Here is a 24,758-nt window from a genome sequence, read left to right on the forward strand (position 1 = left end):
TCAGAGGAGAGATCCATACCAGACTCAACGATCACAGGAGCCTCAGGTTCCACGAACAGGATCACAAGACACTAGGGGCTGTACCGTAATCGGTCTTCGGCTTCGATCGACCGGGGGCCGCGAGCTAATCGGGTGCCACCTCCATCGTGAAGGCGGCAGTCCAAGGAGCTCCGGAACTGGTGTGGGCGATCGTGTACTAGACGGGGCCGCGGGGCCTGCCTGTGCGGGAGGTACCGGGTTGGTTGCGCAGAGCGGTGAGCCTCTCGAACCCGGTGTCGTCCTCGAACTCGTGCAGGCTGGTGGGCATAGACCCTCCCTGTTGCGCCTCTGCATGCCGGCACGTACTTCCAGTATCGATCGGGATGTCGTGCGGCGCGCCGGTAGTGCGATCGGGTGCCCGTGCGGACAAGGAACTCCTGCGATCAGACGCTGTGTGGCCTTGCCTCGCTGAGAGTGGGGCCTGCGCCTCTCCGCCAACTTCCCCAGGCCACACCGCTCAAGGTCGTTGCAGGTGTGTGATCCGCAGTTATAAAATAACCGCTATGCTTACACCTGAAGACGCGTCATTCATCACGGCCGCAACTGAGGGCCTCTCTGAACCTCTCTACGCTGCGCTTGACGATGGCTACACCGCCGCGCACGCGCACTTCGACAAGCACGGCATGGTGGGAGACGGCTACTCGAAGGGGCGGACCGACCTCGCTCGGGATCATGCGCGTCGGTACGTGGAGCGTCTCCATGGTGATCGGAAGCATCTCGGTGGGTGGGAGCCGATCAATGGCTCCAGCGGGCGGCTCCACCTGCGCAACGGGATGCTCACTCTGCGCATCCTGCATGCAACGCCCTACGACCTGATCCCTGCCCCGGGGCGCAACAAGGCTCGCATCAGCTACTACTACAATCGAGCGGTTGACCTGTTCGGCGTTGAAGCGAGCAACCTCCTGGCCGTTTGGCTGTCGCCCCGCGAAGAGGGCGGGGAGATCTCTGTGCGCATCGTGCGTCCGATCGGGGAATGGAAGCCCGGTCGGCCGCCGAAGTTCGACCTCGATTTCGAGCTGCCACGTGAGACTGAAGCGTTCACGGACTGGGAGTTCGTGCCGGATGACAAGGGCATTGTGCTGCCCTTCGAGTTCGACGAAGATGAGCGCGAAGAGGGTGAAGGAAGTGGTGCATGATCCTGCGGAGCGGATCAGGACGCTCCGGCTCCTCATGGGGTTGACCCAGGGGGAGCTGGCTCAGGCCGCAGGCGTGTCCCAGCCGATGATCTCGCAGATCCAGAAGGGCACCAAGGGTGTCACGGAGGACCTATTGGGGCGGATCGCTGAGGCAACTGGAACACCACGCTCATTCTTCGATGTCGACCCAACTGACCTGCCGACTGACACCCTTCTATTCCGCAAGAAGGCAAGTGCATCAGTTCGTGAGGTAGGTCGTGTTGAGGCAACTGTTCGAGAAGCTTATCGGGTTGCGGCGCGTCTCCTTACGGAGACGCGGGTCCGCAGGACAACTCTGCCGAGGCCAGAAGGGGAGATTTCCCCTGACACAATTGAGGAACTTGCCTCTGCGACACGAGATGCGTTGGGCATTGCGCAAGATGGTGTTCTTGGCCACGTTATCCGTTCCTGTGAGCGAGCTGGAATTCCGATCGTACCTCTTGTGCTTGTCGACGCTCAGGGGCACGGGGAAGATATCGTTGTAGGGCACTCTGGGGTCTCTTGTTGGCGGGGTCAGGCAGAACCTTCGCTAATCAGCTACTTCTCGGCTGGCAGTGGCGATCGACAGAGATTCACGGTCGCTCATGAGCTTGGTCACCTGGTGTTGCATCCGGCAAGGAGAGCTCAGCTTTCTCCTAAGGAGGCGGAGGTGGAGGCTCATCGGTTCGCCGGGGCCCTCTTGCTTCCTCGTGCGCGCGCTGATGAGGCATTCTCCGGCCCTCTAATGCTTCGGGATTTCGCTGCGCTGAAGAAGCGTTGGGGTATTTCCATCCAGGCGCTAATTCAGCGGGCGTACGACCTTGGATATGTTGACAGTGAGCGCAGAGAAAGCCTATACAAGCAGATTGGTGCCCGGGGGTGGCGCACCAACGAGCCTGTTGTTGTCCATCCTGAGCAGCCATCTTTGATGAGAGCGATGTTGGCTCGCCGCTACGGCGAGCCACCCGCTGTTCTTCAAGCATCCGAGGACTTGGGTATTCACCCTGTCCTAATGAGGTCGCTTGCCCCCGAAAGTGCCGCTAGCTCGGCTCCGAGAAAAGAGGCCAACGTCATTAGTCTAGGTGAGCGACGTCAGCGTGTTGCACGCCTTAAAGCCTTATAAACCAAGGGGCCCGCTCACAGAGCGGGCCCCTTGGTTTCTTCGATAGCGGAACGCTCCAGAAACTAGCGAGGCATGAAGCCTGGCCTTTGTGCGGCGAGCGAGTGAAGTCGAGAGAGGTAGTTCTGTGCCGCCGGTTCGGAGCTGTACCGGCGCCTCATTTCGGCAGCAAGTTCGCGGCTGGTCATGATGAGCGACGGCACCGACTGTCGGTCCCCTTCGAGGGCCCGCTCCCCCATGATGAGTGCCTGCTCCAAATCGCCCTCACGGGCCGCCGTGACGCCCAGCGTGACGCGAGCTTCAGCGTTGCGCATCGGCGAGCGGTCGGTGCCGTCGAAGTCCGTTCCTACCCTCAGCACCTCTTCGGCGAGCGTCCGCGCGAGCTTGTCCTCTCCGACCAGGCGGTAGCAGTCCATCGCGTAGAAGTCGAACTTGGCGGGGTCCACCACGAAGTGGTTGTCCAGGTTCTCGGGGTGCGGCATTCCTTCGAGCATTCGCCGCCCCTTGTCCAAGGTGACCTCGACTTGCCGGCGGTCTCCGAGCCGCGCCCATGCCTTGGCTTCCTGGGCAGCGAGCTGTACGGCCACGCCGTGGTCAGCCGCCGTCTCGGCTCCGGCCCGCGCCGCCGCGATGACGCCGCGGTAGTCGCCGGTCGTGAGGGCGAACCATGCCCGCATCTCGTGCGCCCACCCGGCAACCTCCGCATGGCCAGCCTCGGTCGCGAGCGAGAGCGCAGCCTGTCGCGTCGACTCGGCCGCGTGGCGGTCGCCCGTGTCGTACTCGACGCATCCGACCAGTAGTGCGAGCCAGCCGGACAGCGCGAGAACCTCGCGGTGTTGCGCGAGCGTGAGGCTTTTCGTGTGAAGCTCGACGACACGGCGAAGCCACTGCCGCCCCTCGATGAGAAGTTGCTCGCTCGGCATGAACGGGTACTCCGAGGCGAGTCGGTCCGTCGTGATCCGCAGAGCGTCAAGCGTGGCGTTGTCGACGTCGGACCGGTTGAGACGGCTCACGATCTCCAGTGTCTCCATGCCGGACGCTGCCAAGATCTCCTTGTCTCCGTCCCGCCGTGAGGGCGCCGGGAAGAGCGCGTGTGTCACGGTGCCAAACGTGGCCGCGATGATCGGTTGGTAAAAGTCGTTCGGTGCCTGGCCGGACTCCCAGCGCTTCCACTGCCGAATCATGCTCTCTTCTGCGGGCAGCTCCGTGGGAGCGTGCGCCCGCAGGGCCCTGACTGCGTCACGCTGCGACCAGTCGCGCGCCATCCGCTCAGCCGCGATGCGCCGCGCCCATGCGGGCCTGTTGTCGGTCATGCGCCCTCCTCCGAGTGCCTGCTCCGAGTCTCGCGCGCGAGACGGGGGGACAGGGAAGGTGACAGGCGGGTGTCACCGAACATGTCCCCTCCCACGGCTTGCCGTCCCCAGGCTGTCACTTACCTCTCAACTCCCGTTCTGCGCATGCTGGTTGTAGATCACGCACCACCCGGCACGGAGCGGTTTTCGAGCGCTTCGAGCCTGCCGCGGAGTTCCGAGACTTGGGAGGTGAGATGTTCGAGCTGACGCAGGACTTCGGGAAGGTCGACGCCCGCGCCGGCTTCGGTGGCCTGCTCGGGGTCACGGGCGTAGCTGCCGCGCGACGTGGTCAGGATGAGCCCGTCCTCGCGGAGGATCGTGAGGGCGCGTTGCACTGTCATTCCCGAGATCTTGAAGCGCGTAGCCAAGTCTCGCACGGACCCCACATGGGCCCCCGGCTTAATGTCGCCACGCAGGATTTCTTGCCGAAGGATGTCGGCCGCCTGCTCGGACTCCGGTCTCGGGTCGTCTTTCGAGATTTCAGCGCTCATCACGCCATCGAGCGTACCCACCCCTAGTACGACCTAGCACGAATCTTCGCGGCACTCTTGCGTCGTGGCACGTGCTAGTACATGCTGTTACATGTCAGCACGGAGGACCTGGAAGGGCCTCGCCGGGCTGTCTCCGTAAGTGCTTGACCTGCAAGACCGCACGACCAGGAGCCCCGCATCGGACGGGGGGAGGCGACCCGGCGCCTTGGCATTAACCGGAGGGCTTAGACCGAAAGGTCACGTCTCCATACGCCTACTTCGAGGCCGGACAGCTCTACCTGATACGGGAGCGCGGTCGCGATGAAGGAGACAGGCACTACCGCCCCGATGGTCGTAGACAGGGTTCGACTCCCGGTCGGGGCACTTTCCCCTGCCGCACTGCGGCTCGGGTTCTTCCGGAGCAGTCGCCGTCTCACCAAACGCCTGCGGCTCTCCGGCTCCGCGTCCCTCCCACTTCAGGAGCTGTCATGCGTACGTACATCGGCCGCCAACAGGCCATCTCTGCCGCCGACTTCGCGGAGCTGGCGCTCGGCACCCCGGTTGAGCTGTGGCTCGGGGTCGAGGGCGAGACGGACGAGGAACGCGCGGCCCGCGAGGACGCGGCACGTGACATCCTCGCCGACAACCCCGACCTTCCCGACGACCTGATCCGCATCGCCGCTCAGGTCATCGAGGAGAACCCGGACCTGTTCGACGTCATCCCCCTGACCCGCCCCGCCCGGCGCCGCCGCGCAGCACGCAAGGGGGTGGCGGCATGACCACCAAGCCCGCTCCCGAGGCGCCTGCGTCCGGGGTGCCGCCGCTGACGAAGCCGGAGATGGGGCTCGCCGGAATTGGAGCGCTCGCCGCGGCTGGCGTCGGCGCGCTGGGTCTGATCTCTTCCTTCGACGCCGTGTCGGCCGCCGCGGCCCGCTGGGGCTTCCACTCGCCGTGGATGCTGCCGGTCGGGATCGACGTGGCCATTCCGGTGTTCACCGTCGCCAACCTGCTGTTGATCCGGATGGACATGGCGCTCGCGTGGGTGCGGTTCGTGCCCTGGGTGCTCACGCTCATCACATGCGGGCTGAACATCGCGGCCGGCCACTCCCTGTCGGCCAAGGTCGCGCACGGCACCATGCCGCTGCTGTGGGTGGTCTTTTCCGAGATCGGCGCGCACATCTACGCCGTGCGCATCGGCGCGGCCACTGGTCGCCGCATGGAGAAGATCCGGTTCTCCCGCTGGCTGCTCGCCTTCCCGTCCACCTTCGCGCTGTGGCGCCGCATGACGCTGTGGGAGGTCACCTCCTACTCCGAGGCGCTGGCGCGGGAGAAGGAATGGCAGTTGGCTCGCGCGGACCTGCGCGAACAGTACGGCCGCAGGTGGCGTACGAAGACCCCGCGGCGCGAGCGCGTGATGCTGCGCATGGGCGACCTCACCCCCGCCATCGAAGAGACCACCCCCGCCCCGGCCCCGGCAAAGCCGCCGGCGCCCGCGGCCGACCCCAAGCCGCGCCCCCGCCGACAGACCGCCCCCAAGGCAAAGGCGAAGGCGAAGGCACAGCGCACCTTCGAGGAGCTGCTGACGGAAGCGCGCACGGCCACCGCGGAATGGAACGATGCGGAGCTGACCGCGGACCGCATCCGCACGGCGGTGCACGTCTCGCAGGCCAACGCCCGCACGCTGCGCGACACCCTGAAGGGCGAGCGCGCCGACGCCCGCCAGCTGCACGCCGTGGACGACGCGGAGGGCGACGAGTCCGAGGCTGAGGCCGCCTGATGCCTGCGGCATTCGGCAAGTGCTACGACCCGACCGGCGCACGCCACGGCATCCCCACCTACCCGTGGCGCTACGCCCCTGATGGGCTCGCCACTCGCCGCCAATTACGCGCCCGCGGCTTACGTCCGGGTGGTCAGCCGGTCGCGGCTCAGGTGCTGCGCCCGCGCTACCGGCGCGGCCCGCTGGTCGCCTACCTCTACCGCGTTGACCGCGCCAAGCCCGTGCGGCCCATGACGCCCGGCAAGCGGGCCGCGCTCGCCAAAAGCGATGCGTGCCCGCCGCACCTGCCCGTCCTGTCGCACCGACGCGGGATACGTCATCCCCACCTCGCTCGGCATGTGCGTGCCCTGCGCCTACCCCGAGGAACAGCGCGCTGCGTGATTCAGAAGATGTCCAGGAAGTCCCAGACAGCCTCCAGGATTCGGCTCCTGCGGCGGTGTGCCTTGCTGCAAAAACGCCGCCTGCGCCAGCGGCTTTCTGGCTGCTGCACCGGCCGGCCGCACCAATTGCACGGCCGCGTCCTGAACTCAGATTCCCCCATGCCGCCCCCCGGTAGCACCACCCGCGCGGGGTCCGTCCGCCCACCTCCTACAGCGACGGCCGGACCCCGCCCTGCCTCCCATTGGAAGGAACCTTCAGTGAAGCACCCCGACGACGACAACGAACTCTTCAACCGACTCGAAGCCGAAATGGCCACCGACTCCCGCCCCGACTCCGGGGGCGAGGTAGTCGACCTCGACAAGGCACGGTCGGCCCGTATCGAGTCGGCCGACCCGACGGCCCGACCCGACTTGGACCCGTCGGCCGACTCCGGCGTGAGTCGGTCGGGTAGCGAGTCGGCCGACCCGACCGCGCGTGTGATGGTCGACCAGCCGACCCCGACCGCGACCGGTCCGGGCTACCTCGGTCGGCTGCTCGGTGCGCAGCGCCGGGCGGTCGTTCCCGTGTGGCTGCGGTCGGTGGCGGAGCTGCGGACCGCCACCGCGTGGGTTGCCCGCCACTACGCGCACTCGGTCGGCTATCACGCGCTGCGTGCCCCGGTGTACGCCGCCCGGCTCGCCTTGCAGGCGCCGACCGGTGCGGCCCGGTTCGTGGGCGGCACCCTGCGGTGGGTGGCCGACGGCGAGGGTGAGCCGGTCCGACTCGCCGCGGTCCGCCGCGAGGACGCTGCGGAGTACCTGAAGTTGTCGCGGCAGCGCGACGGACGGGTCCGACTGCGCACCCTGGTGACGGTGCTGGCGATGTTCGTCGGACTGGGCGCCGCGCTCGCTATGTACGTGCTGGCCCCCGACTGGCTTCAGGCGGTGTCGGTGGGTACGGTCGTGATGGCGCTCGGGTATGCCGGCAACCGCGCGGATGCTCCGGTCATCCACCGCGCGGTGGAACTGCCGAAGGCGGTCAAGCTCACCTCGGACATTGTGCTGCGGGCGCTCGGTGCGCTGGGTATCCCGGCCATCAACCAGGCGCAGGCCAAGGGGCGGGACGGGTTCGAGTTCACCGCCCCGATCACCCGCGACGGTCCCGGCTGGCGGGCGGAGGGCAACCTCCCCTACGGCGTCACCGTCACCGACGTCATCGAGCGCCGCGACCGGCTCGCCTCCGGCCTGCGCCGCCCCCTCGGTTGCGTGTGGCCCGAAGCGGTGCCGGACGAGCACACCGGGCACCTCGTGCTGTGGGTCGGCGATCAGGACATGTCCCGCGCCAAACAGCCCAAGTGGCCGCTGTTCAAGGCGGGTTCGGTGGACCTGTTCAAGCCGGTCGCCTACGGCACCGACCAGCGCGGACGCTGGGTCGAAGCGACGCTCATGTACATCGCGGGCGTCATCGGCGCCATCCCGCGCATGGGCAAGACCTTCCTGCTCCGTCTGCTGCTGCTCATCGCCGCGCTGGACCCGCGGGCGGAGCTGCACACCTACGACATGAAGGGCACCGGCGACCTGGACCCGGTCGGCGACGCCGTCTCCCACCGCCATGCGGCGGGCGACGACGACGAGTCCGTCACCTACTGCCTGAACGACTTCCGGGCGCTGCGCGAGGAACTGCGGCGCCGTACCAAGGTGATCCGCTCGCTTCCGCGGGATGTCTGCCCGGAGTCGAAGGTGACCAGCGCACTTGCCGACAAGCGCTCCCTGGGGCTGCACCCGATCGTGATCGGGGTGGATGAGTGCCAGGTGCTGTTCGAGCACCCCGAGCACGCCAAGGAGTTCGAGGAGATCGCCACCGACCTGGTCAAGCGCGGTCCGGCCACCGGCATCGTGCTGCTGCTCGCCACGCAGCGCCCGGACGCCAAGGCGCTGCCTACCGGAATCAGCGCGAACGCGTCGGCTCGCTGGTGCCTGAAGGTCATGGGCCAGTTGGAGAACGACATGGTGCTCGGTACCTCCGCCTACAAGCGGGGCGTGCGGGCGACCATGTTCGCCTGGGGCGACAAGGGCATTCACTATTTCGTCGGTGAAGGCTCGGATGCCCGGATCGTGCGCTCCATCTACATCGACGGCCGCGGCGCCGAGGCCGTCGGTGCCCGTGCCCGCCGCCTGCGTGAGGAAGCAGGCACCCTGTCCGGGCACGCGCTCGGGGAGGCACCCGAGCCGGTCACCAGCGCGTATGACCTGCTGCGCGACATCCTCGCCGTCGTGCCGGCCGATGAGCCCAAGGTGTGGTCCGAGACCGTCGTCGCCCGGCTCGCCGAACTGCGCGAGGAGGTCTACGACGGCTGGGACCCCGAGGGCTTGGCCGCGGCCCTGAAGCCGCACGGCGTGGCCACCATCCAGGTGGGCCGCCGCATCAAGGGCAAGGTCGTCAACCGGCGCGGCATCGACCGCTCCCACATCGTCGCCGCGATTGCGGAGCGTGACGGAAAGCGGGACGCGGGCTGAGCGTCCGGGGCCGCTAGCGCTAGCGGCACACCCCGCTAACGTTAGCGGCCCCGCTAGCGCCCCAAACCCGCTCTGATCAGGCCGCTAGCGGATAGCAGCCCACCTGCGGAAACCTCCGAAACCCGCCTGGAAGGGCCCGTCATGACCCCTGCCCTGCTCGCTATCACCCTGATCCTTGGCGTAACTCTGTGTTACGTCGCTGTGTGTGCTGCCTCGCCGTTCGGCAACTGCCGCAAGTGCAACGGCTGGGGCTTCCAGATGAAGACCGACCGCAAGGGCCGCCAGAAGCGCGGCAAGGACTGCCGCCGCTGCAAGGCCACCGGCAAGCGCATACGCATCGGCCGCTGGCTCTACAACCGCTGGGCCCGCATCTACCGCGCAGGCGCTTCTTGAGCAGGCGACCGGCGACCGCCCGTCATCAGACGGACCCCGCAACACGCAGCGGCCAGGTGGGCGCGGTCGCCGGTCAACGCCCCGAACTTGCCAGCACCCGGGGCGAGCAGAGCGTATCCACCCATCCACCTCGCCCGAAAGCGAGTTCCCTGCCGTGATCCTCAACATCTCCGCCGTGCTGCTCTTCGGCGCCGCCTCCGCCCTCGCCGTCAAGACCAAGTCCGCCGGTGGCGGCGCCGCCACCGTCCTGTTCGGGTTCTTCGCCGCCGGCACCGGCGCCTACGAGCCCATCCACAACCTCGTCCAGGCATGCGCCAACGCCCTCAGCGACCTCGGCTGAACAGGAGACCCAACCATGAACGAACCTGCCAAGTCCCTTGTACCCGGCCGTCGCGAGGCGACCGTGGAAGTCCACCGGCCCACTCCGCTCGCCCCGGTGCCGTCGGCGCCGGTCGTACCGGTGCAGCCGGGCGCGATCCCGGCGGTGACGAGCGTCGTCCTGCCGGACGGCCGCGTCGTCACCGGCTACGCCATCGAACCCGCCAAGCCCGAACCCGCCGCGGCCAAGCCGCCCGTCTCCCGCGCGGCGGTGAACATCGCCCTCGGGGGCATCGGGTTCGGCGCCATCTGTGGCGGCCTGTTCCTGCTCACCGCGTTCATCACCGCGCTGACAGCACTCATCACGCAACTCATCACCCTCGCCGCCGTCATCTTCGGCGGCTGGGTCGCCGTACAGGTCCTCAGCGCGAGCGGCCACCGCGGCGGCAACACCTTCAACATCCGCAAGGCCGTGTTCAAGCGCAACCACTTCGGCGGCTGAGGGGGCACGGCTTGCGCTTCTACCTGACCACCCACAAACGCCACTGGGTCCGCTTGACCAGCGTGCCGCTGTTCTTGAAGTCCGAGCACTTCGTGAACGCGGTCAAGCTGGACCCGGCGCGCGGCCCGTACGCGGTGGACTCCGGCGGATTCTCGGAGCTCCAGCGCCACGGCCGATGGACGCGCACCCCGCGTCAGTACATCGATGATCTGCGCCGCATCTGGGAGTGCGTCGGACCTTATGACTGGGCTGCCCCGCAGGATTGGATGTGCGAAGACCTCATCATCCACGGCGGCACGGCCGGACCGAACGTCTTCGTCGGCACCCACCTCAGCGTGCCGGAGCACATACGCCGCACCGTCGCCAACTTCCTCGAACTGCGCTCCCTCGCACCCGAGTTGCGCATAGCCCCCGTCCTTCAGGGGCGGACGGTCGCGGACTACGAATGGTGCGCGGAACTGTACGAGCAAGCCGGGGTCGACCTGAGCCGCGAACCCACGGTCGGGCTCGGCTCAGTCTGCCGCCTGCAGTCCACCCGCGAGGGAGCGGCGATAGTGACCGCGATGGCCACACGCGGGCTGAAGCTGCACGGCTTTGGCTTCAAGATTCTCGGCCTGGAACGGGTCGGCCACCTGCTCGCATCGGCCGATTCCGCCGCGTGGAGCTATCACGCCCGCCGCAGACCTCCGCTACCCGGCCACACTCACAAGAACTGTGCCAACTGCATTGACTACGCCATGCGCTGGCGTACCCGCGTACTGGCCAGCCTCCCGCCCTGGCAACAGCCCTTCCTCGACGCAGCCTGACGAAAGGAAGCCATGTTTGAGATCCGCATCATCTGCGACCCGGCCGATACCAACCGCCTCACCACCACAATCAGCGACGCGTTCGCCACCGGCCCCGTACGCACCTACCCCACCCGCGATGGCGAGCGCACCCGCCTGTACGTCACCGCTGACCACCGGCCCGAGCCCGGGCCGTGGCCCACGGCGGAAGAGGCGTACGCGCTCGCCCCGAGCATCGTCCGCGAGATCGGATGGACTGCTCAGACGGCCGCCGACAAGCCGTTCGGTAAGGGCCTCGGCCGGGAGTACTGGCTCCGCAAGGCCGCTCTGCTGGACCGCATCGCGCTGTGCGAGGAAGAGGACGGAACGCCCGGCGACGCGGCCGAGGTGGCCTCGGAAGCGGCCCGTCGGCTCATTGCGCACGACCGGGACGGTGAGGGCGACTACCACGGCGCTCCGTACTGGCCGGAGCACCCGGCCACGGCCGCCGACCCGCGCGGCTACGTCCGCCAGGAATACGCCCACTGGGCCAAGAACCACTAGCTACGCCCGGGGCGGGCGCCGTCTCACCACAAGCCTGCGCCCGCCCCGGTTCTCCAGTCCCTCCGAGAGAGCAGGAGACATCCAGCATGACCCAACGAGCGTCATTCGGCGAGGGCCGTCCGGCCCATGCCACCCCTTCGAACACGTCAGGGGTGACGGCATGAACCGTCACCTCCTGTACGCCGCACTGGACGCTGCCGAGCGGGGATGGGCGGTGCTCCCGCTCCGTCCCGGCGACAAGCGTCCCGCCCTGCACGGTGAAGACGTCTGTCCCGGCATCGGGGACTGCGCGGGCGGTCACCGCAAGTGGGAAGAGCGCGCCACCATCGACCCGGACCGCATCCGCCGCGCGTGGGGCGACCTGCCGTTCAACGTCGGCATCGCTACCGGCCCGTCCGGGCTGGTCGTCGTCGACCTCGACATGCCCAAGCGGAAGAGCAGTACGGACACGCCTAACGGCGTGACGACCTTCACAGCGCTCTGCGAGCGCGCCGGGCACGCCGTCCCCACCACACGCACGGTGCGGACCGCGAGCGGCGGAGTCCACCTGTACTTCACCGCCCCGCCCGGCATCCGGCTCGGCAACACGGCGGGACGGCTGGGTAAGCGCATCGACACCCGCGCTTGGGGTGGCTACGTGGTCGCCCCCGGCAGCCTCACGCCCACAGGCGCCTACGCGGTCGTCAACGACATGCCGCCCGCACCCCTGCCGGATTGGCTGTGCGTCCGCCTGACGGGCCGTCAGACTTCGCGGGCACTGATGGCTGCACCGTCGTCCGTCCGGGCGTCCAGCTACGCCGCAGCGGGTCTGAACGCGGAAACCGCGTCCGTACGGCAGGCCCCTGAGGGCGAGCGCAACGCCACCTTGCTCCGGGCGGCGCGAGCCCTGGGGCGGTTCATCGCGTGGGGCGACCTCCCCAGGGAGCAGGTTGAGGAGGCTCTTCAGTGGGCGGGGGAGCAGGCCGGTCTTGCTCCGCGGTCCTGTGAGGCGACCATTCGCAGCGGTCTGAACTGGTCGATTGCCCGCAACAGTCAGCGGAGGGCGGCATGAGCACCCCGCCCCGCCCCGCACTGAAGAGCCTTCCCGCTACCCCGACCGGTCCGCGCGCCGCCGCACAAGCCGCGCCCGGTCCGGCCGTTGGCGAGCCGAAAGGCGCCGCCCGCAAGGGCGTCCGAACTGCCCTTCGTCCTGACCCGCACAGGAGCGACGGCCGGTACCCGATTGCGTGGCTGTGCATCTGTGCACCGCGCGGCGCCGTGCCTACCGCCACCTCGAAGTGCCTGTGCGGCAGGGACCGCAGCACCGTCGGTCACACGAAGGTGCTCGCCCTGATCGACGACCACAGCGCCCACCGCGACGCATGCCCGCTCCGCACCAACCAGGAAGGGAGGCAGGCGGCATGAGCACCAATCCGCCGGCACCTGCCATGGACGGATCCGAACTGCTCGATGAGGTGGAAGCCTTCCACCGACGCTTCAACATCTTCCCCCTCGATGCCGCGTACGTCGCCGTGACGCTGTGGGACGCACACGCGCACCTGCTCGACTGCTTCGACTCCACACCGCGGCTCGCGTTCCTCTCGCCGGAGCCGGGGTCGGGCAAGTCCCGTGCCCTGGAGATCGTGGAAACCCTCGTGCCGCAACCGATGGTCGCGGTCAACGCCTCCGCCTCTGCGCTCTTCCGCGCGGTGTCCGGGATGGAGGGACGGCCCACGATCCTGTTCGACGAGATTGACACGGTCTTCGGACCCAAGGCCGGAGAGAACGAACAGCTCCGCGGCTTCCTGAACGCCGGCCATCGCCGTTCGGGTGTCATGTGGCGCTGCGTGGGCGACGGCTCCAACCAGCAGGTACAGGAGTTCCCGTCATTCTGCGGAGTCGCGGTCGCCGGTCTCGGCTCGCTACCGGACACGATCCTGACCCGTTCGATCATCGTCCGCATGCGCCGACGCGCGCCCAATGAGCGGGTGGAGCCGTTCCGGCAGCGCATCCACGAGAAGGAAGGGCACGAGCTGCGCGACCGGCTTGCTGCCTGGGCACAGTCCGTGCGCCAACTGGTCGACGGGGTGTTCCCGGAGCTCCCGGAGGGCATCAGCGACCGGCCCGCGGACGTGTGGGAACCCCTGCTCGCCATCGCGGACGCGGCGGGCGGGGCGTGGCCCGAGCGCGCCCGCGCCGCGTGCATCGAGCTGGTGAACGCGGCCAAGACCAGCGACAAGGGCAGCCTCGGCATTCGCTTGCTCACCGATCTGCGCGACTACGTGTTCAACGGCATCGACCGCCTGCCCACCGTCGCCATCCTCGACAGGCTGCACAGCCTCGAAGAGGCGCCGTGGGCGGACATGAGCGGCAAGCCGCTCGATGCACGTGGGCTGTCGCGGATGCTGCGGGAGTACATGACCGCGGACAACACCCCCATTGCGGCCCGCAACATCAAGGCCGGCGGGAGCGTCATGAAGGGCTACTACGCGAGCGATCTGCACGACGCGTGGCAGCGCTACTGCCCACCCCCCGCGGAAAGTGCGCTACTTCCGCTACCTCCGCTACCGGGCAGGTCAGAGCCCTGAAATCGGTAGCGGATGTGCGTTCCGCATCCGCTACCGCAAAACCCCATCCGCTACCCGCCCCGCGACCACGAACCCGGGGCCGGTAGCGGCTCCATCCGCTACCGCCACCCCTATCCGCTACCTGGATCACGCCCCTGACCAGGGCGGTAGCGGAGGTAGCGGAAGTAGCGGACCTGACAGGAAGGGGGCCACCGCCCCCGGAACCCTGCCGAGGAGGCACCGCCACATGAGCACGGTTGCTGAACCCGCCGAACAGCTCCTCTACCGCCCGGAAGAGGCGGCCAAGGCTCTCAGGATCGGACGCTCGATGGTCTACGAGGAGATACGCCTCGGACGACTTCAGACCGTCCGCATTGGCCGTCGCCGACTCGTGCCGCCGGAGTACATCGCTCAGTACGTCGAACTCCTCAAGCGCGAGGCAGAGGCCACCGCCTGACCCCCCCCATCACCCCAGTTCCACAGGGCCGCGCCCACCAGGGCGCGGCCCTGTCCTATGGAGGCACAACAGAAAATGAGCGAGACCCCGAAGCGCGCCCAAAGGGCTGGCCACGGCGCAGACACGATCTATTGGGACCCCGTCAAGAAAAGCTTTGTGGGAGCCGTCTCCCTGGGGTACGCCCCGAACGGCAAGCGCCGTCGGCCGAAGGTGTACGGCAAGACGAAGACCGAAGTACGCCAGAAGATCCGCGACTTGAAGAAGGAGATGCAGACCGGCGTCAAAGCGCCGGCCAACTACACCGTGGCCGACGCGGTGAACGACTGGTTGGAGCGCGGGCTGAAGGGGCGCGACGAGAAGGGCACCATTGGCAAGAACCGCTCGATGGCGAACAAGCACCTGATCCCGTTCATCGGCAAGGCCAAGCTGAAGGAACTCAGCGCGGACGACGTCGACGACTGGTTGGACGACAGGGCCGAATTCCTCGCGACGCGAAGCCTGCGTAACCTGCTCGCCATCCTGCGCCGCTCCATCGCGCACGCTCAGCGCAGGGACAAGGCCGCGCGGAACGTCGCCCTACTCGTCACCGCACCGGAGGGGCGCCCCGGCCGACCGAGCAAGGCGCTGAACTTGGAGCAGGCGAAAGCCGTGCTTATTGCCGCGCGCCCGTCACGGCTGTACGCCTACCTCGTGCTCTCGCTCCTCGGCGGTGTTCGCACGGAAGAGGCGCGACCTCTCACCTGGGACCACGTCTTCCTGGAGACGAAGGACGGCACCCCGCCGCACGTGGCGGTGTGGCGTTCGGTGCGCAAGCACGGTGAGACCAAGACCAGGAAGAGCCGCCGGACCATCGCTCTGCCGAAGCAGGTGGTCGACGTCCTCGAAGAGCACATGCGATGGCAGAAGCAGGAGCGGGCATCGAGAGGGATGGAGTGGAGCCCGACCGGCCGTGTCTTCACGACTCGGAGCGGCGAGCCGCTTGACGCGGCCAACGTCCGGCGAGACTTCAAGGCCATCGTGAAGAAGGCCGGGCTGAAGCCTGAGTGGACGCCACGGGAGCTCCGGCACAGCTTCGTATCCCTGCTCTCCGACCACGGCATCCCTCTGGAGCGGATCGCGCTCTTGGTCGGTCACAGCGGTCAGGCGACGACAGAGGCGGTCTACCGCAAGCAGCTCCGGCCCGTGATCACGCAGGGTGCCGAAGCGATGGATGACATCTTCGCCGAAGATCAGGAAGGGGAGGACGCGGAGGGCCAGGAAGAGGGCAACGCGGTGGCCTGATCAAATTCGTTTGGCCCCCTGTTTGGCCCCCGAGCATGACAAAGGCTAGGTACGAAAGTTCGTACCTAGCCTTTGACCAGCGTCGGGGTGGCGGGATTTGAACCCACGACCTCTTCGTCCCGAACGAAGCGCGCTGCCAAGCTGCGCTACACCCCGATCGTCGCTGCTAGTCGCGGCGACGTCGTTTACTTTAGCCCACCGGTGGCTGGAGACGAAATCCGGTTTTCGTGCGGTGGCGGACGGGGTTCGGGCGGGCGTGGTCGAGGGCGATGAGGAGGACGGCGAGGGCGTAGAAGGAGAGGCCGAGGAGGAGGGCGTTGGCCAGGATGCTCTTGTAGCCGTGGAGGCCGACGTCCAGGAACGGGTAGAGGTAGCGGTCCGGGGTGCCTGGGGGGAGCAGTTCGCCGCGGGTCAGCGAGAAGGTCAGGTAGGCCAGGGGGTAGAGGAGCCATGGGGCGGCCTGGCGCAGGTGGAGGCGGCCGCGGGGTGTCAGGAAGAGCCAGTCCAGGAGGGCCGCGGCGGGGATCACCGTGTGTAGGACCTGGTTGGTGATCGCGTGCCAGCCCGTGGGGGTGACTGCCTCGGCCGTCATGGAGAACGGGCTCGACTCGTTGGCCAGCAGCAGGTGGTACACCAGGCCCGTGATCGTGACGTAGAGCAGGACCGCGCCTGTCAGGGCGGACGGCAGGGGGCGGCGGGCCGCCCACGCCCGGCGGGCCGAGAACACCATGACCGGCGCCAGCAGGATGGTGCTCTGGATCGAGAAGTAGCTCAGGATCCGGACCGGGCTGCCGAGGAGCAGGTCGATCGTCACGGCCGCGGTCGCCGCCAGGGCGACCAGCAGCCGGTAGGCGGCGGTCAGGGGGCGGCGTACGGGGGCCACCACCGCCGTGGCGGGGACGGGGGAGGGCAGCAGCGCTGGCATGCCTGGGATGGCGGGCAGGTCCGGCATGTCCCTGGGTATCGGGGCGGTCATGCCCTCACGCTAAGCAGGGGCGACAAAAGGGGCGATGCGGGCGGGCCGGGTGGGTTAACTCCGGCCCGCCGAAGTCATTGACCCCGACCCGCCGACATGGTCAACCCCGGCCCACCGACCTCGTCACCCCGGCCCACCGACGCTCGTCAACCACGGCTCACCGACCTCGCCCCCAGCACCGGCGGAGCTACTCCCGCCCCACCAGCGTCAGCAACGTAACCTCCGGCGGGCACGCGAACCGTACCGGCGTGTAGCGGCTCGTGCCGCAGCCCGCCGAGACGTGGAGGTACGCCGTACGCCCCTCCGCCGTGTGCGTGGACAGGCCCTTCACGCGGTCCGTGTCCAGGTCGCAGTTGGTGACGAAGGCGCCGTAGAAGGGAAGGCAGAGCTGGCCCCCGTGGGTGTGGCCGGCCAGGACCAGGGGGTAGTTGTCGGCCGTGAAGGAGTCCAGTACGCGGAGGTACGGCGCGTGCACCACGCCCATCGAGAAGTCGGCGCCGCCCGACGGGCCGCCGGTGACCTGCGCGTAGCGGTCCCGCTTGATGTGCGGGTCGTCCAGGCCCGTCAGCTCCACTGACACGCCCTCGATCTTCAGCGTGCCCCTGGTGTTCGTGAGGTTCAGCCAGCCCGCGCCGTCGAAGCCGTCCCGCAGGTCCTCCCACGGGTTGTGGACCGCGTTGACGACAGGCGCGTTGCCGTTCAGGCCGTGGCGGCCCTGGGCCTTCTCGAACAGGTACCGGGCGGGGTTGCGGAGTGTGGGGCCGTAGTAGTCGTTGGAGCCGAAGACGTACGCGCCCGGGAACTCCATCAGCGGGCCGAGCGCGTCCAGCACCTCGGGCACGCCCTCCGGGTCGGAGAGGTTGTCCCCGGTGTTGATCACGAAGTCGGGGCGCAGCCCGGCCAGCGAGCGCAGCCAGCGCTGCTTCTTGCGCTGGCCGCCGACCATGTGGATGTCGGAGACCTGGAGCACGCGCAGCGGGCGCATCCCGGAGGGGAGGACGGGGACGGTCACCCGTCGCAGGCGGAAGGAGCGGGCCTCGAAGCCCGCCGCGTACACCAGACCGGCGGTGCCGGCCGCCATGATTCCCAGGGGTACTCCGTATCGCGAGCGCATACGCCCATCGTGTCAGACCTCGCGAGTGCTCCTTGCCCCGCTGCCCCTTAAATGAACGGGCAGCGGGGGCGCGGTACCTGCGACAATCAAACTCATGACCACGCTCAAGTCGAAGCTGCAGGAAGACCTCAACGCCGCGATCAAGGGGCGCGACGAGCTCCGCTCCTCGACGCTCCGGCTGACGCTCGCCGCGATCACCAAGGAGGAGGTCGCGGGCAAGACCAAGCGCGAGCTCTCCGACGACGAAGTACAGAAGGTGATCACCCGCGAGGCGAAGAAGCGCCGGGAGGCCGCGGAGGCGTTCGCGCAGGGTGGTCGTGCCGAGTCGGCCGAGCGGGAGAAGGCGGAGGGCGAGGTGCTCGCCGCGTACCTGCCCCAGCAGCTCAGCGACGAGGAGCTGAACGACATCGTCGCCCAGGCCGTCCAGGAGGCGAAGGCGGCCGGCGCCGAGGGGCCGCGGGCCATGGGCGCCGTCATGAAGATCGTCAACCCGAAGGTGGCCGGTCAGGCCGAGGGCGGCCGCGTCGCCGCCGCGGTCAAGAAGCTCCTGGCGGGCTGACCGACTCCGGCCCACATCACCAGCGTCACCAGCATCACGAGCAAGAACGGCCCCTTCCTCCCCGTACGAGATGAATCCGTACGGGAGAAAGGGGCCGCGCCCATCTCAGCTCACCGCGTCAGTCGCGGCCGCCGTTCCCGTTCCCGTTGCCCTGGAAGAAGCCCTCCGGGATGGAGAAGGTGGGCGACGGGAAGGTGTCGCCGCCCGTGCCGCCGTCGGTGGCTCCTTCGTCGCCGTTGTCCCCGTCGTTGTTGCCGTTCCCGTTCCCGTTCCCGTTGCCATTCCCGTTTCCGTCGCCGTCGCCACGGTCCTCGTCGGGGTTCGGGATGTTGACGAGGTTGAAGGACTCCGTGGACTTGCCCTCGAGGGCGCCGGCCATGGCGTCCTTCCAGATCGGTCCCGGGACCTGGCCGCCGTAGACGAGCGGGTGGTACACGCCGCCGATCGTGATGTTCTTCATCTCGACTTTCTGGGTGGCGCTGCCGACCCAGACGGCGCCCGACATGTTCGGCGTGTAGCCGACGAACCAGGCGTTCTTCCGCTCGTCCGTCGTACCCGTCTTACCGGCGCTCTCGCGGTCGGTGAGGCCGGCCTGCTGGCCCGTACCGGAGTCGACCACGCCGCGCAGGAGCGTGTTGACCGTGTCCGCGGTCTTCTCGCTCATCGCCCGCGAGCACGTGGACTTCGGCACCTCCAGCGACTTCCGCTCGTCGCCGACCTTCTGCGTGATCGACTCGATGGCGACCGGGGTGCAGTACATGCCGCGGGAGGCGAAGGCGGCGTACGCGCTCGCCATTGTCAGCGGGGAGAGGCCGATCGAGCCGAGGGCGATCGCGGGCGTCTCGGGGATCTTGTCGCCGTTGCCCTGCCGGACGTGCAGCTTGTCGGTCACGTTGACCACGGGGCACAGGCCGATGTCGGAGATCATCTGCACGAAGTAGGTGTTGACCGACTTCGCCATGGCCTCCTTCAGCCGGTACGGGCCGACCTCCGACTCGGTCTCGTTCTCCAGCTTCTCGCCGCGCCTGTTGGTCCACGGACTGCTGTCGCACGTCTGGACCGGGCTCGGGTAGTCCATCTCGTACGGCGACGAGTACTCCTGCGTCGCCGGGCGGCCCTCCTCCAGGGCGGCCGCCGCCACGAACGGCTTGAACGTCGAACCGGTCGGGAAGCCGAAGTTGGAGCCGCCGTAGGCCGCGTCGACCGAGTAGTTGTACTCGGTCTCGTTCTTGCCGTAGCCGTACGGCTTCGACTGGCCCATCCCGACGATCTTGCCGGTGCCGGGCTCGACCAGGGTGGTCGCCGCGGCGACCTTGTCGCTCTTGTTGACGTGGTCCTTGAGCGACTCCTCGACCGAGTTCTGCGCCTGCGGGTCGAGGGTCGTACGGATCGTCAGGCCGCCCTGGTTCCAGGTCTTCGCCCGCTCCTCGCGGGACTTGCCGAAGACCGGGTCGCTGAGGAAGACCCGCTCCACGTACTTGCAGAAGAAGCTGGCGCCCTGGACGGCCGTGATGCAGCCGTTGTTGGGCTTGCTGACCTTCAGGCCCAGCGGCTGCTTCATCGCCTTGGCGGCCTCCGCCTGGGAGACGTCGCCGACCTCGGCCATGCGCTGCAGCACGGTGTTGCGGCGCTTGGTGGCCTCCGTCTCGTCGTTGACCGGGTCGTACCGGCTGGGCGACTGGACGATGCCGGCGAGGAGGGCCGACTCCTGGAGGTTGAGGTTCTTGGCGGACTTCGAGAAGTACCGCTGGGCCGCGGCCTCGACGCCGTAGGCCTGCTGGCCGAAGAACGTGATGTTCAGGTAGTTCTCGAGGATCTTCTTCTTGCCGAGTTCCTCTTCGACCTGGATCGCGAACTTCAGCTCCTTGATCTTGCGGCCGAGGGTCTGCTGGGTGGCCTGCGCGACCTTGGTCGGGTCGTCGCCGGCCTCCTCCACGAAGACGTTCTTCACGTACTGCTGGGTGAGCGTGGACGCACCCTCCGAGACCCCGCCGCTCTGCGCGTTCTTGTTGAGGGCGCGCAGGACGCCCTTCAGGTCGATCGCGCCGTGCTGGTAGAAGCGCGAGTCCTCGATCGCGACGATCGCCTTCTGCATGTACGGCGAGACGTTCTTGAGGCCGACCACCGTGCGGTCACGCGAGTAGACGGTGGCGAGCTGGCCGCCGTCCGCATCGAGGATGGTGGTGCGCTGGCTCAGCGGCGGCGTCTTCAGATTGGCCGGGAGCTCGTCGAAGCTCTCCACCGACCCCTTGGCCGCGAGACCCAGTGCACCGGCCGCGGGCAGCGCGATGCCGGCCATCACGGCTCCCGCGAGCACACTGACACCGAGGAACTTGGCGGCCTGCTGTGTGGAGGTCAGACCACCGCCCGAGCGCTTTTTTGGCATGGGAGCAGCCTACGTTCTCATTCGCCGGACACGCGTACAGGCCTTGGCCTAAGCTGCTCTCAACTGTCACAGCTGTAGGGCTACGTATCAATACGTCCGGCGACCCCGAATCGTTCCGGAAGTTCCCCGATTTTTTTCACGGGGGCGTGTCCGAATCCGCCTCGTGTGTCATCTGATGCCCGTTGTGACGCAATGCAACTGTCCCGGTTTGCCGGAACAGTCACGTATGTCGCGGGCTCACTCCCCCGGGTGATCTGCCGCTTACCCATAGTCCGTTCGGGCCATTCAAGATTGGGCCCGAAGGGGGTGTTGCGCTGTGCCCACCTTCCGTAACGTCCTCAACTGGCGGCGGTGAATATGCCGCTGCCGCCGTGGGGGAGCCTCGATTCGGGAGAGGACGGCGCCGGTATGGGCTGGGTAACCGACTGGAGTGCGCAGGCGGCCTGCCGCACTACCGATCCAGATGAACTGTTCGTTCAAGGAGCAGCGCAGAACAGGGCCAAGGCGGTGTGCACCGGATGTCCGGTGCGCACGGAGTGCCTCGCCGACGCGCTCGACAACCGCGTCGAGTTCGGCGTGTGGGGAGGGATGACGGAGCGGGAGCGCCGCGCACTGCTGCGGAGGCGGCCGACTGTCACTTCATGGCGCCGGCTCCTTGAGACCGCGCGTACGGAATACGAGCGGGGGGTCGGCATCCTGCCCCTCGACGACGACGAGGTGTACGAGAACTACGCGGCGGTGAGCTGAGGGCACGCCCCTCAGCGGCCATTGGCGTCTTGGACAGTGGTGTCCCGGACAGTGGTGTCTCTCACAGTCGTGTCGTGGACTGTGGTGTCTGTGGTGTCTTGGACTGTGGTGTCTCAGACGCCGGCATCGGGCTCGGGCAGCTCCGGGTGAGCCGCCGCGAGCCGGTTTCCGATGTCCCGCAGCCCCGCGAGGTCGTGCACATCACCGGGCAGCGCGGCCACTTCGGCCACGGCCACCTCGGGGTGGAGCGCGGTGAAGCGGTCACGCGTGCGCTGCTCGCGGGAGAGCAGCCGCATGCGCTCGGCGTGCAGCCTCAGCAGGCCTGCGGTGAGTTGTTCTACGGACATCTCCTGCTCACTGACCTGCCTGGGATCCTGCCTGCGTTCCGTGTCCTGTGTGGCGGCGGGGGAGCCTTCGTCAGGAGCCGGTGGTGCGGAGGCGGGAGGTTCGGAAGCGGGAGATTCCGCGGCGGGAGACTCTGAACTGCCGTACATGTCGGGAGAGTTACGAAGACCAGCTTTCCCGTCCCCCTGATCCACAATGCGGGGCTCTTCAAGATTTTCCGCGGCGGCGAGCGCCCGCTCGGCCGACAGCCGGTCGGCGCCGCTGCCGTGGACCCGGTTGAGCACCAGACCGGCGAGCGGCATGTCCTCGGCCGCCAGCCGCTCCACGAAGTACGCGGCCTCCCGCAGCGCGTCCCGCTCCGGGGCCGCGACCACCAGGAACGCCGTCCCGGGCGCCTGGAGCAGCTTGTACGTCGCGTCGGCGCGCGTGCGGAAGCCGCCGAACATCGAGTCCATCGCCGCCACGAACGTCTGTACGTCCTTCAGGAGCTGGCCGCCGAGCAGCTTGCCCAGGGCACCGGTCATCATCGACATACCGACGTTCAGGAACTTCATCCCCGCGCGGCCGCCGACCTTCGCCGGCGCCAGCAGGACCCGGATCAGCTTGCCGTCGAGGAACGACCCGAGCCGCTTCGGCGCGTCCAGGAAGTCGAGCGCGGAGCGGGACGGCGGCGTGTCGACGACGATCAGGTCCCACTCGTCCCTGGCGCGGAGCTGTCCCAGCTTCTCCATCGCCATGTACTCCTGCGTGCCCGCGAAGCCCGCCGAAAGCGACTGGTAGAAGGGGTTGTTCAGGATCGCCGAGGCCCGGTCCCCGTCCGCGTGCGCCTCGACGATCTCGTCGAACGTGCGCTTCATGTCCAGCATCATCGCGTGCAGTTCGCCGTCACCCTCGACGCCCTTCACGCGGCGCGGGGTGTTGTCGAGCGAGTCGATGCCCATCGACTGGGCGAGCCGGCGGGCCGGGTCGATGGTGAGCACCACGACCTTCCGGCCGCGCTCGGCGGCACGCAGCCCGAGGGCCGCCGCGGTGGTCGTCTTGCCGACGCCTCCCGAGCCGCAGCACACGACGATGCGGGTCTTCGGATCGTCGAGCAGGGGGTCGAGTTCGAGTACGCGCGCGGGGGACAGGCCGTGACGGGTGCCCTCCTTGGCGAGGGCCGGATCCTTGCTCATGACATCCCCCAACTCATGACATCCCCTGTTCCCGCAGCTCTGCGGCGAGTTCGTACAGGCCCGCAAGGTCCATTCCCTCGGCGAGCAGCGGCAGTTCGTGCAGCGGCAGATCCAGTTCGCCCAGGGCGGCGCGCTGTTCGTGCTCCAACGCGTACCGCTCGCCGTACTCCCCGGCCTGCGCCAGCAGCGGGTCCACCAGCCGCTCGGCATGCCCGCCGCGCCGCGCCCCGCCGAGCCCTGCCGCGGACAGCGACTGCGCCACGGCCGTACGCGGCACGGTTCGTACGAGTTCCAGTTCGGCCGCGTCCAACACCTCGGGCCGCACCATGTTGACGATGATCCGCCCCACCGGCAGCCGCGCCGACCGCAGCTCGGCGATTCCGTCCGCGGTCTCCTGGACGGGCATCTCCTCAAGGAGCGTCACGAGGTGGACCGACGTCTCCGGAGACTTCAGCACCCGCATCACGGCCTGCGCCTGATTGTGTATCGGGCCGATCTTCGCGAGGCCCGCCACCTCGTCGTTGACGTTCAGGAAGCGGGTGATGCGGCCGGTGGGCGGCGCGTCCATGATGACGTAGTCGTATGCGAACCGCCCGCTCTTGTCCTTCCGCCGCACCGCCTCGCACGCCTTTCCGGTCAGGAGTACGTCCCTGAGGCCGGGCGCGACCGTGGTGGCGAAGTCGATCGCGCCGAGCTTTTTCAGGGCCCGGCCGGCGCTGCCCAGTTTGTAGAACATCTGGAGGTAGTCCAGAAGGGCCAGTTCGGGGTCGATGGCGAGGGCGTACACCTCCCCGCCCCCTGGAGCGACGGCGATCTTTCGCTCCTCATAAGGCAGCGTCTCCGTTTCGAAGAGCTGCGCGATGCCCTGCCGGCCCTCGACCTCGACGAGAAGCGTCCGCTTCCCCTCGGTCGCGAGGGCCAGCGCGAGGGCGGCGGCGACCGTTGTCTTTCCGGTCCCGCCCTTGCCGCTGACGACCTGGAGCCTGCTCACGTATTCGAGCGTAACCAGTCCGTGCGCGGACTAAGCGGGAGGCTGTGGATAACCTCGGCGAGGTCGGCCGTCCGGCCGGTGTGCCGCAGCGGCTAAAGTCGGCCGCATGACCAAGTGGGAATACGCAACCGTGCCTCTGCTCGTCCACGCCACGAAGCAGATTCTGGACACCTGGGGCGAGGACGGCTGGGAGCTCGTCCAGGTCGTGCCCGGGCCGAACAACCCCGAGCAGCTCGTGGCCTACCTGAAGCGGGCCAAGGCGTGAGCTCGGTCGAGGCGCGGCTGGCGGAGCTGGGGCTGACGCTCCCGGAAGTCGTTCCGCCGCTCGCCGCGTACCAGCCGGCTGTGCAGTCCGGTGTGTACGTCTACACCTCCGGCCAGCTGCCGATGGTGGAGGGCAAGCTTCCGGTCACCGGCAAGGTGGGTGCGGAGGTCACGGCCGAGGAGGCCAAGGAGCTGGCGCGCATCTGCGCGTTGAACGCCCTGGCCGCCGTGAAGTCCGTCGCGGGCGACCTCGACCGGGTGGCGCGCGTGGTGAAGGTGGTCGGTTTCGTGGCGTCCGCGTCCGACTTCACCGGTCAGCCCGGCGTCATCAACGGCGCGAGTGAGCTGCTGGGTGAGGTGCTGGGCGACAAGGGCGTGCATGCGCGGAGCGCGGTGGGGGTGGCGGTGCTGCCGCTGGACGCGCCGGTGGAGGTTGAGGTTCAGGTGGAGCTGACGGGGGCGTAGGGCGGCTGCGGCTGCTCTGTGCGGCTGCTCTGTGCGGATGCCTGCGGATGCCTGCGGCGGCCTGTGCGGGTGGGGTGGGGGTGCGCGTAGCGCCTTGCGTTGGGTGGGGGGTCGGGGCCGCGT

The 24,758-nt window shown here is 68.1% G+C and carries 26 protein-coding genes, 1 tRNA gene and 1 pseudogene; 20 read left to right on the plus strand and 8 right to left on the minus strand.

Annotated features, from left to right (window positions below; genetic code table 11):
• Positions 1–542: 542 nt before the first annotated feature.
• Together AC5P09_RS46305 and AC5P09_RS46310 are read left to right on the plus strand one after the other, a co-directional pair.
• Positions 543–1,175, plus strand: a complete 633-nt coding sequence (locus AC5P09_RS46305; RefSeq protein ID WP_266518745.1) for a hypothetical protein — start codon at positions 543–545, stop codon at positions 1,173–1,175.
• Positions 1,141–2,316 carry a helix-turn-helix domain-containing protein gene (locus AC5P09_RS46310; RefSeq protein ID WP_493879699.1) on the plus strand — a complete coding sequence of 392 codons (1,176 nt, stop codon included), beginning with the start codon at positions 1,141–1,143 and terminating at the stop codon, positions 2,314–2,316. The genes AC5P09_RS46305 and AC5P09_RS46310 overlap by 35 nt, the downstream gene beginning before the upstream one ends.
• A gap of 62 nt (positions 2,317–2,378) precedes the next feature.
• On the opposite strand, the gene AC5P09_RS46315 is transcribed toward AC5P09_RS46310, so the two are convergent.
• The gene (locus AC5P09_RS46315; protein ID WP_493879700.1) at positions 2,379–3,626 is read right to left on the minus strand and encodes an NsdA family TPR-like regulatory protein; all 1,248 of its coding nucleotides are present in this window, start codon (positions 3,624–3,626) and stop codon (positions 2,379–2,381) included.
• A gap of 158 nt (positions 3,627–3,784) precedes the next feature.
• Positions 3,785–4,156 carry a GntR family transcriptional regulator gene (locus AC5P09_RS46320; RefSeq protein ID WP_493879701.1) on the minus strand — a complete coding sequence of 124 codons (372 nt, stop codon included), beginning with the start codon at positions 4,154–4,156 and terminating at the stop codon, positions 3,785–3,787.
• A 467-nt stretch (positions 4,157–4,623) separates the two neighbouring features.
• Here AC5P09_RS46320 and AC5P09_RS46325 point away from each other — a divergent pair, with 467 nt between their 5' ends.
• The 14 genes and pseudogenes from AC5P09_RS46325 to AC5P09_RS46390 all read left to right on the plus strand — a co-directional run bounded on the left by AC5P09_RS46325 (position 4,624) and on the right by AC5P09_RS46390 (position 15,613).
• The gene (locus AC5P09_RS46325; RefSeq protein ID WP_493879702.1) at positions 4,624–4,914 is read left to right on the plus strand and encodes a hypothetical protein; all 291 of its coding nucleotides are present in this window, start codon (positions 4,624–4,626) and stop codon (positions 4,912–4,914) included.
• On the plus strand, positions 4,911–5,912 hold the full coding sequence (locus AC5P09_RS46330; protein ID WP_493879703.1) for a DUF2637 domain-containing protein: 1,002 nt from the start codon (positions 4,911–4,913) through the stop codon (positions 5,910–5,912). Before AC5P09_RS46325 ends, AC5P09_RS46330 begins: the two co-directional genes overlap by 4 nt.
• Positions 5,912–6,293: pseudogene (locus AC5P09_RS46335) on the plus strand (RRQRL motif-containing zinc-binding protein). Before AC5P09_RS46330 ends, AC5P09_RS46335 begins: the two are co-directional and overlap by 1 nt.
• 257 nt (positions 6,294–6,550) lie before the next feature.
• Positions 6,551–8,788, plus strand: a complete 2,238-nt coding sequence (locus AC5P09_RS46340) for a cell division protein FtsK (RefSeq protein WP_493879704.1) — start codon at positions 6,551–6,553, stop codon at positions 8,786–8,788.
• A gap of 141 nt (positions 8,789–8,929) precedes the next feature.
• Positions 8,930–9,181 carry a hypothetical protein gene (locus AC5P09_RS46345; RefSeq protein ID WP_493879705.1) on the plus strand — a complete coding sequence of 84 codons (252 nt, stop codon included), beginning with the start codon at positions 8,930–8,932 and terminating at the stop codon, positions 9,179–9,181.
• Between the two features lie 154 nt (positions 9,182–9,335).
• Positions 9,336–9,521 (plus strand): hypothetical protein, encoded by a 186-nt coding sequence (locus tag AC5P09_RS46350; RefSeq protein ID WP_493879706.1) that lies wholly within the window; start codon positions 9,336–9,338, stop codon positions 9,519–9,521.
• Positions 9,522–9,536: 15 nt separating this feature from the next.
• Positions 9,537–10,001, plus strand: a complete 465-nt coding sequence (locus AC5P09_RS46355) for a hypothetical protein (protein ID WP_493879707.1) — start codon at positions 9,537–9,539, stop codon at positions 9,999–10,001.
• Positions 10,002–10,012: 11 nt separating this feature from the next.
• A complete protein-coding gene (locus tag AC5P09_RS46360) occupies positions 10,013–10,807 on the plus strand; it encodes a deazapurine DNA modification protein DpdA family protein (RefSeq protein WP_493879708.1) in 795 nt (264 codons plus the stop codon).
• A 12-nt stretch (positions 10,808–10,819) separates the two neighbouring features.
• The gene (locus AC5P09_RS46365; RefSeq protein WP_493879709.1) at positions 10,820–11,329 is read left to right on the plus strand and encodes a hypothetical protein; all 510 of its coding nucleotides are present in this window, start codon (positions 10,820–10,822) and stop codon (positions 11,327–11,329) included.
• 160 nt (positions 11,330–11,489) lie between these two features.
• On the plus strand, positions 11,490–12,380 hold the full coding sequence (locus tag AC5P09_RS46370; protein ID WP_493879710.1) for a bifunctional DNA primase/polymerase: 891 nt from the start codon (positions 11,490–11,492) through the stop codon (positions 12,378–12,380).
• A gap of 206 nt (positions 12,381–12,586) precedes the next feature.
• Positions 12,587–12,733, plus strand: coding sequence for a hypothetical protein (locus tag AC5P09_RS46375; RefSeq protein WP_493879711.1), 147 nt, complete (start codon positions 12,587–12,589; stop codon positions 12,731–12,733).
• On the plus strand, positions 12,730–13,896 hold the full coding sequence (locus tag AC5P09_RS46380) for a DUF3631 domain-containing protein (RefSeq protein ID WP_493879712.1): 1,167 nt from the start codon (positions 12,730–12,732) through the stop codon (positions 13,894–13,896). Before AC5P09_RS46375 ends, AC5P09_RS46380 begins: the two co-directional genes overlap by 4 nt.
• A 226-nt stretch (positions 13,897–14,122) precedes the next feature.
• Positions 14,123–14,332: a helix-turn-helix domain-containing protein gene (locus AC5P09_RS46385; protein ID WP_401029485.1), complete on the plus strand. Its 210-nt coding sequence runs from the start codon at positions 14,123–14,125 to the stop codon at positions 14,330–14,332.
• Positions 14,333–14,407: 75 nt separating this feature from the next.
• Positions 14,408–15,613 carry a site-specific integrase gene (locus AC5P09_RS46390; RefSeq protein WP_493879713.1) on the plus strand — a complete coding sequence of 402 codons (1,206 nt, stop codon included), beginning with the start codon at positions 14,408–14,410 and terminating at the stop codon, positions 15,611–15,613.
• A gap of 82 nt (positions 15,614–15,695) precedes the next feature.
• On the opposite strand, the gene AC5P09_RS46395 is transcribed toward AC5P09_RS46390, so the two are convergent.
• From AC5P09_RS46395 to AC5P09_RS46405, 3 genes are all read right to left on the minus strand, one after another.
• Positions 15,696–15,769: transfer RNA gene (locus AC5P09_RS46395), tRNA-Pro, on the minus strand.
• Between the two features lie 34 nt (positions 15,770–15,803).
• A complete protein-coding gene (locus AC5P09_RS46400; protein ID WP_493879714.1) occupies positions 15,804–16,589 on the minus strand; it encodes a Pr6Pr family membrane protein in 786 nt (261 codons plus the stop codon).
• 187 nt (positions 16,590–16,776) lie between these two features.
• A complete protein-coding gene (locus tag AC5P09_RS46405) occupies positions 16,777–17,703 on the minus strand; it encodes a metallophosphoesterase (protein WP_493879715.1) in 927 nt (308 codons plus the stop codon).
• A 94-nt stretch (positions 17,704–17,797) separates the two neighbouring features.
• Between AC5P09_RS46405 and AC5P09_RS46410 the strand changes: the two genes are divergently transcribed.
• Positions 17,798–18,262, plus strand: coding sequence for a GatB/YqeY domain-containing protein (locus AC5P09_RS46410; protein ID WP_493879716.1), 465 nt, complete (start codon positions 17,798–17,800; stop codon positions 18,260–18,262).
• Positions 18,263–18,380: 118 nt separating this feature from the next.
• On the opposite strand, the gene AC5P09_RS46415 is transcribed toward AC5P09_RS46410, so the two are convergent.
• Positions 18,381–20,648 (minus strand): transglycosylase domain-containing protein, encoded by a 2,268-nt coding sequence (locus AC5P09_RS46415; protein WP_493879717.1) that lies wholly within the window; start codon positions 20,646–20,648, stop codon positions 18,381–18,383.
• A 408-nt stretch (positions 20,649–21,056) separates the two neighbouring features.
• On the opposite strand from AC5P09_RS46415, the gene wblA reads away from it, so the two are divergent.
• Positions 21,057–21,395: a transcriptional regulator WblA gene (wblA, locus tag AC5P09_RS46420; RefSeq protein ID WP_037735517.1), complete on the plus strand. Its 339-nt coding sequence runs from the start codon at positions 21,057–21,059 to the stop codon at positions 21,393–21,395.
• Positions 21,396–21,508: 113 nt separating this feature from the next.
• Here wblA and bagB read toward each other — a convergent pair whose 3' ends face one another.
• On the minus strand, positions 21,509–22,915 hold the full coding sequence (gene bagB / locus AC5P09_RS46425) for an ATPase BagB (protein ID WP_493879718.1): 1,407 nt from the start codon (positions 22,913–22,915) through the stop codon (positions 21,509–21,511).
• 13 nt (positions 22,916–22,928) lie between these two features.
• The gene (gene bagA / locus AC5P09_RS46430; RefSeq protein ID WP_493879719.1) at positions 22,929–23,906 is read right to left on the minus strand and encodes an ATPase BagA; all 978 of its coding nucleotides are present in this window, start codon (positions 23,904–23,906) and stop codon (positions 22,929–22,931) included.
• 106 nt (positions 23,907–24,012) lie between these two features.
• Here bagA and sp36 point away from each other — a divergent pair, with 106 nt between their 5' ends.
• Both sp36 and AC5P09_RS46440 read left to right on the plus strand, forming a co-directional pair.
• Positions 24,013–24,171 carry a Sp36 family protein gene (gene sp36, locus AC5P09_RS46435; protein WP_020129281.1) on the plus strand — a complete coding sequence of 53 codons (159 nt, stop codon included), beginning with the start codon at positions 24,013–24,015 and terminating at the stop codon, positions 24,169–24,171.
• The gene (locus AC5P09_RS46440) at positions 24,168–24,635 is read left to right on the plus strand and encodes a RidA family protein (RefSeq protein ID WP_307676353.1); all 468 of its coding nucleotides are present in this window, start codon (positions 24,168–24,170) and stop codon (positions 24,633–24,635) included. The genes sp36 and AC5P09_RS46440 overlap by 4 nt, the downstream gene beginning before the upstream one ends.
• Positions 24,636–24,758 lie beyond the last annotated feature (123 nt).

Source organism: Streptomyces sp. a15 (assembly GCF_059026085.1).